We start from the raw sequence: 5,453 nt of genomic DNA on the forward strand, positions 1-5,453 counted from the left end.
TTCATAGATGGGTATGTATATACAGAACGTGAAGTTTTTGAGATTTTATATGAAATATTAGAAAGTGTATCGGTGTTTCATAGTGAAGGCATTATTCATCGAGATTTACGCATTCCAAACATACTAATGAAAGAAAATCAAATTAGTATTATTGATTTTGGATTGGCTAAATGGAAAGGTGAGGATGATGAGCGAGCTACAACTTACGAAGGTGAACAAGCTTTGATGCGAGAAGTTCACTTTCGTAGTGACTTTTATGCGCTCGGTCATTTCTCATTATTTTTATTATATGCAGGATATGAATCTAATGAAAAACAGGAAAAACCATGGTACGAAGAATTAACTTTGGAACATTATAATCGCGAAATTCTTATGCGAATGTTACAAATAAAAACGCCGTACTATGAGAATGTACAAGATTTAAAACAAGATGTAGCTTCTGCTTTAGAAAGGATGGAGACTCCATGTTTCAAAAGTTTTTAGCAAGCGTTGGTATTGGAAGTGCAAAGGTAGATACTGTTCTTGAAAAAGATGAGTATATTGTTGGGGAAGAAATAGTTGGAAAGGTTCATATAACTGGAGGTTCAGTTAGCCAACAAATTGAAAGCATTTACTTAACATTATCGACGTCGTATGTACGAGAAGTGGATGATAAAAAAGTAACAGCAACATATGATTTAGAGCGAGTACGCTTAACAGAACCTTTTTCTGTAGAACCGAATGAAAAAGTTGAAATTCCATTTTCTTTTCCAATGCCAATTGAAGCACCACTTACACTTGGTATGAAAACGGTTTGGATTCATACAGGTCTTGATATTAAACGTAGTATAGACCCAAGTGACCGCGACTACGTTCAAGTGTTACCCAATGCATTATTAAGTAGTGTTTTAGATAGTGTAAATGAATTAGGGTTTAAAGTACGTCATATAGAATGTGAAGAATTACCGCATCGATTACGTAAGCAAGTTCCATTCGCACAAGAATTTGAGTTTATTCCGGTTTCTGGAGAGCATTATGGGAAATTAGATGAATTAGAATTATTAATCTTGCCACGTGCATACGACCGACTAGAAATTATTATGGAAGTAGATAGAAAATCCCGTGGTTTAGCTGGATTATTCGCTGAGGCGCTTGATCTTGATGAGAAGGTGATTCGTTTTACCGTAACAAGAGAAGATATCCCTGAGATGAAGCAAAAAATTAATAATTATATTTTTTAATAAACTATGCATAAAAAAGAAATGGAGAGGAAAACTAAAACAACCGCTCCATTTTTTTGCATAGTGAGGTTATGTATGTGAAACGATATCGACATTTATACTTGCTAAGTTTTACGTTACTCATTTGTTTTGTCGTATTATCACTTTCGTATCATACCGCTTGTATTGAGAACTTTGACAATATAGTCGCACATTTTATTCAAAGCTTTCGAAACGATTATTTGACGACCTATTTTACTTGGGTGTCTTTTATCGGTTCCAAAAGAATATATTTTCCATTACTCATTATTCTTGTAATGTATTTTCTCGTTAGAAAAAAGTTGCTTAGTGCGTTACTTCTAACAATTAATTACTACGGATCTCGTTATTTAAACAGTATGCTTAAACTATGGTACGAACGAGCAAGACCTGATGTCACGCAGCTTGTTACTGCAACTGGATATAGTTTTCCGAGCGGTCATACGATGAATGCTACTGCTTTTTTAGGATTTATTGCATACGTCACAATTACTGAAGATCGTATTTCATTGCATAAAAAATTATTAATTATTCTTATAGCAAGCTTTGTTGTATTATCTATTTCAGTTAGCCGAATATATCTTGGCGTGCACTATCCATCTGACATATTAGCAGGATGGGCAGCTGGTGGTAGCTGGCTCGTTTTATGTGTTATATTCCATAAAACGTTCATAAAAAAAGAACCTATGTCATAATAGGTTCTTTTTTCATTGGCTCAACATGAATGTGTGCATGGTAAATTCCAAACTTTTTGCGAAGCATAGCTTCGATGTTGTCGGTAATACAGTGACTTTCTCCAACATCCATGCGAGCATCTACTTCAATTGTAATATCAACGTACGTTTGATTCCCGTACATACGTGCTCGAATATCTACAATGTTTTCCACACCGCCAATATGCTCAATAGCATCAGCGTATTCTTCCATTTTATCAGGATCAATTCCATCTGTAAGCATATGAGAAGATTCTACGAAAATCTCCCATGCAGTTTTACAAATAATAAGACCGACAATTAAAGCGGCAATAGGGTCTAAAATAGGCATTTGGAACTGAGAACCGACAATACCTACTACAGTACCAATACTTACGAGCGCATCTGATAAATTATCCTTTGCAGCGGCTTCTAATGATTTACTTTTTGTTCGTGCTGCAATTTTTTTCGTATACAAATACACGCAATACATAACGACAGCAGAAAATAAAGCAACCCATGCAGCGAGTACATTGGGCGCTGCTTGTTTCGGATTTAAGAAAGATTGAATGGCACTAATAACAACTTCTAATCCGACTGTTGCCATAATGAAGGACGCAACAAGTGATGCGATTTGTTCGGCACGCGAATGCCCATACGGATGATCTGGGTCACGAGGTTTACGAGATATTTTTAGACCAATTAATATTGCTAAAGAAGCACCGATATCCGTTAAGTTATTTAAACCGTCAGCGCGTAATGCGCTAGAGAGGGTAATATAACTGATGATGATTTTCATAGAGGATAAAAATATGTAGGCCATAATGCTGACAATAGCGCCTTTATCAGCTTCTTTATGAGAAAGAGTATCCATTTTAATCACTCACCTTTCTTTAAAGGAATTTCTTTCTATAAATAGAGTATCAAACGAAAGTCGTGTGGGTCTATACAAACATTGTTGACGTTTTATAGCTTTTTAAGAAGGGGGTAACAAAGTTTCGTGAAGGAAAAATATGTTGAAAAGTACAAAGTCAGGGTGTAAACCTAATTAGAGTCTATTTACTAAAGAGATAGGAGGGTAGATGGATCAAGAAACGAATACTTTTCTTACTACATATTATTCTTATCATGACAAGGTGTAATTCATTAAACGAGGAAAAACGTCAAAAGATAATTATGAAAACAGATGAAAGCCCTCTGGAAAATGTTTTCCAGAGGGCTTTCATCTTAGTATGCTTCTAAAAACTCAGTAACTTGCTCTTCAGTTTTTGCGTTAGCACTATGTAAGTGGCCTAGCTTCTCACCGTTTTGGTATACAAGTAAACTTGGAATACCCATTACTTGATACTCTTCAGCGATACTTGGAAACTCATCTTTATTAATAGAATACCATTCAAATTTATTGAACTCTTCCATTACATCTCCGATAAAGTTGTCCATACGTACGCAATCTGGGCACCATGTAGTAAAGAACTTAACAACTACTGGCTCCTCGCTTGCGATGATGTCTTTGAATTCTTGTTCTGTTTTAATTTCTTTCATAAGTAAAACTCCTTTCAATATCACACGAATTTATATGCAAAATTCGTATTTGCAAACATGTTGCAAACTTATTATTTGTTTTTTAGTTTTGTAGTTCGTTCACACTTATAAAATTGTATGTAACATGACTGCGCTACTAAGTGTGAAAATAACGGAACCTCACTTTTCTTTATAAGCTTTTTCCAGGATTGTGTCAAACTTTTGAATTTTATACAGAAATTAAAGAAGCCCAAACTTTGATTGAGTATGGGCAGAGTGACTAAAATTAATTGCTTATTAATTTCGAATAAATATTTAAATCGATAAGCTTTCCAGCTGATTTTTCGCTTTTTCTCAGAGTACCTTCTAGATTAATTAACTTTTATTATACAAGAAAATTACAACATTGAACAAAAGCGTTAATTGGAGGTAACGAAATGACAAACTCATCAATTGAATATTGCGTTCAGTGTGAGTAAGAAAGTGGTGTATAAAGATGGAACGAGATGAGAGTTACTTCCGAGCTAAAAAAAGAGTAGATAATTTAAAAACATTTTACATGCATTCAACAATCTACATACTAGTCAATCTAATGCTTTTTTACTTTTTAAGTAGTGAATTAGCTATTTTTTATTTTATAAAGAAATAACTCCGAAGCTCATATCCTTTCATGATAATATAAAGTGAAGAGAGGACCACCTCCCTCTAATTATTAGCATGCACTAATCAGGTTTTACGGGTAGTTAATTTTTCACCTTACGTCCTCGTATGTACTGAATTTTAAAGTGGAAATGTTCGTTAATGCGAGATAAAAGAAAAAAGAGGATATATGAATGCTTGTATTAGGTTTTATATTAATTGGTTTAGGTATTTTTATTGTTTGTCTGACTGTAATCGATGGAATCAGAGAGACAAAGGAACATGGTTTCAGTGGATTTAAAGATTTTATTATTATTGTGCTGGTTCATATTATAGAAATAATCAGTGATTTATGGGGATTCCGATTGCTATTCATGTTAATAGGATTGGTTTGCATCGGATTTGGCGTTGCTATTTTAATAGTAGAATTGTAGTGGAAGATAAGTAAAGGGCATCTAATTAAGATGCTTTTTATATTAATTACAAAAATTGAATCAGGTTAGAAATTATATGGTTGTAATGGGAATTGAGGGATATGAATAAAAAAATTGTATCCCGCATTAACGGGCAGTAAGACCTCCACTGATTAAAGTTTCACTTTATTAGGGATTTGCCTTAAACATTTATTACAGTCAAGAATATTTATAATAATATGAACTAAAAAAGGTCCAATTTTTGTAATGTTGGAGGGGAGTATTGTGGACATAACTCAAAGCGTGGCAAGAATAGTGGTTAATGGGAAAGACCTTTCTTTCACTTCAGTTCAAACCTCTGCATGGAATCATGGACCTGTAAATGATTTAATCGTTACGACGAATCAGAGAGTGAATGAGCTTTATCAATTCATGTGGTCACAAGTACCGGTTACGATGTCGGTATATTTTCTTCAAGGGGCGGATTTACTTAGATTCGTTAGGGTTGCTGGAATTGATGAGCGTGTAAACGGAGAATATGTATATCATTTCATTTGGTAATAAGAAGAATTAAAAGTAGTCTAGCAGCTACTTTTTTATTTTATCATTTGAATATAAGCGAGCGAACTAGCATTATAGTACCAATGAAATAAAGAATCATAATATAATGTGTAACAAATTATACGGAAGTGAGTTGAAAATTATGTTTTATTCATATATTAATTCTGAAGCTGGCATGCGACCAGCGTATGGTACGTCTATAACGTATAGTGGAGCACAAAGTACAGTTCAAGCTATTCAACAAGCATTGCAAATGCAACAACAAATGCAGCAGCAAGGAGTACAACCATATTACTCATCCGTAGAGTATTTTTATCCAGTACATCATGTTACACCGTACGGAAGTTCTTTTCTTACTATTCCATATGGAACTATATACAACTTATAAC

Annotated in this window: 8 protein-coding genes and 2 pseudogenes; 7 read left to right on the plus strand and 3 right to left on the minus strand. The window is 34.1% G+C overall.

The features are described from left to right. From ACQGS6_RS22165 to ACQGS6_RS22175, 3 genes are all read left to right on the plus strand, one after another. A partial coding sequence (locus ACQGS6_RS22165) for a protein kinase domain-containing protein (protein ID WP_426965619.1) occupies positions 1-483 on the plus strand: 483 nt, incomplete at its 5' end. After that, positions 465-1,220, plus strand: coding sequence for a sporulation protein (locus ACQGS6_RS22170; RefSeq protein ID WP_000486629.1), 756 nt, complete (start codon positions 465-467; stop codon positions 1,218-1,220). The genes ACQGS6_RS22165 and ACQGS6_RS22170, both read left to right, overlap by 19 nt. Positions 1,221-1,297: 77 nt before the next feature. Next, positions 1,298-1,933, plus strand: coding sequence for a phosphatase PAP2 family protein (locus tag ACQGS6_RS22175; protein ID WP_025966768.1), 636 nt, complete (start codon positions 1,298-1,300; stop codon positions 1,931-1,933). On the opposite strand, the gene ACQGS6_RS22180 is transcribed toward ACQGS6_RS22175, so the two are convergent. From ACQGS6_RS22180 to ACQGS6_RS22190, 3 genes and pseudogenes are all read right to left on the minus strand, one after another. Beyond that, positions 1,923-2,804, minus strand: coding sequence for a cation diffusion facilitator family transporter (locus ACQGS6_RS22180; protein WP_000380385.1), 882 nt, complete (start codon positions 2,802-2,804; stop codon positions 1,923-1,925). The genes ACQGS6_RS22175 and ACQGS6_RS22180 overlap by 11 nt on opposite strands. A gap of 353 nt (positions 2,805-3,157) precedes the next feature. After that, positions 3,158-3,472: a thioredoxin family protein gene (locus ACQGS6_RS22185; protein WP_000658787.1), complete on the minus strand. Its 315-nt coding sequence runs from the start codon at positions 3,470-3,472 to the stop codon at positions 3,158-3,160. A gap of 265 nt (positions 3,473-3,737) precedes the next feature. Next, positions 3,738-3,818: pseudogene (locus tag ACQGS6_RS22190) on the minus strand (GNAT family N-acetyltransferase); the annotation flags it as partial. Positions 3,819-3,947: 129 nt separating this feature from the next. Here ACQGS6_RS22190 and ACQGS6_RS22195 point away from each other — a divergent pair. The 4 genes and pseudogenes from ACQGS6_RS22195 to ACQGS6_RS22210 form a co-directional block, all read left to right on the plus strand. After that, positions 3,948-4,052: pseudogene (locus ACQGS6_RS22195) on the plus strand (2TM domain-containing protein); the annotation flags it as partial. Positions 4,053-4,284: 232 nt separating this feature from the next. Further along, positions 4,285-4,524, plus strand: a complete 240-nt coding sequence (locus tag ACQGS6_RS22200; RefSeq protein WP_000960638.1) for a hypothetical protein — start codon at positions 4,285-4,287, stop codon at positions 4,522-4,524. 264 nt (positions 4,525-4,788) lie between these two features. Further along, positions 4,789-5,064 carry a hypothetical protein gene (locus tag ACQGS6_RS22205; RefSeq protein ID WP_000355691.1) on the plus strand — a complete coding sequence of 92 codons (276 nt, stop codon included), beginning with the start codon at positions 4,789-4,791 and terminating at the stop codon, positions 5,062-5,064. Positions 5,065-5,206: 142 nt separating this feature from the next. Further along, the gene (locus ACQGS6_RS22210; RefSeq protein ID WP_000500112.1) at positions 5,207-5,452 is read left to right on the plus strand and encodes a DUF3947 family protein; all 246 of its coding nucleotides are present in this window, start codon (positions 5,207-5,209) and stop codon (positions 5,450-5,452) included. Position 5,453 lies beyond the last annotated feature (1 nt).

It is taken from the genome of Bacillus sp. GMs2/2, from assembly GCF_050172095.1.
GTDB classification, from domain to species: domain Bacteria; phylum Bacillota; class Bacilli; order Bacillales; family Bacillaceae_G; genus Bacillus_A; species Bacillus_A cereus.

Bases quoted from the DNA above. Each gene is read 5' to 3' on its own strand.
- ACQGS6_RS22170 (WP_000486629.1), top strand. From the start codon at position 465: ATGTTTCAAAAGTTTTTAGCAAGCGTTGGTATTGGAAGTGCAAAGGTA.
- ACQGS6_RS22180 (WP_000380385.1), bottom strand. From the start codon at position 2,804: ATGGATACTCTTTCTCATAAAGAAGCTGATAAAGGCGCTATTGTCAGC.
- ACQGS6_RS22185 (WP_000658787.1), bottom strand. From the start codon at position 3,472: ATGAAAGAAATTAAAACAGAACAAGAATTCAAAGACATCATCGCAAGC.
- ACQGS6_RS22200 (WP_000960638.1), top strand. From the start codon at position 4,285: ATGCTTGTATTAGGTTTTATATTAATTGGTTTAGGTATTTTTATTGTT.
- ACQGS6_RS22210 (WP_000500112.1), top strand. From the start codon at position 5,207: ATGTTTTATTCATATATTAATTCTGAAGCTGGCATGCGACCAGCGTAT.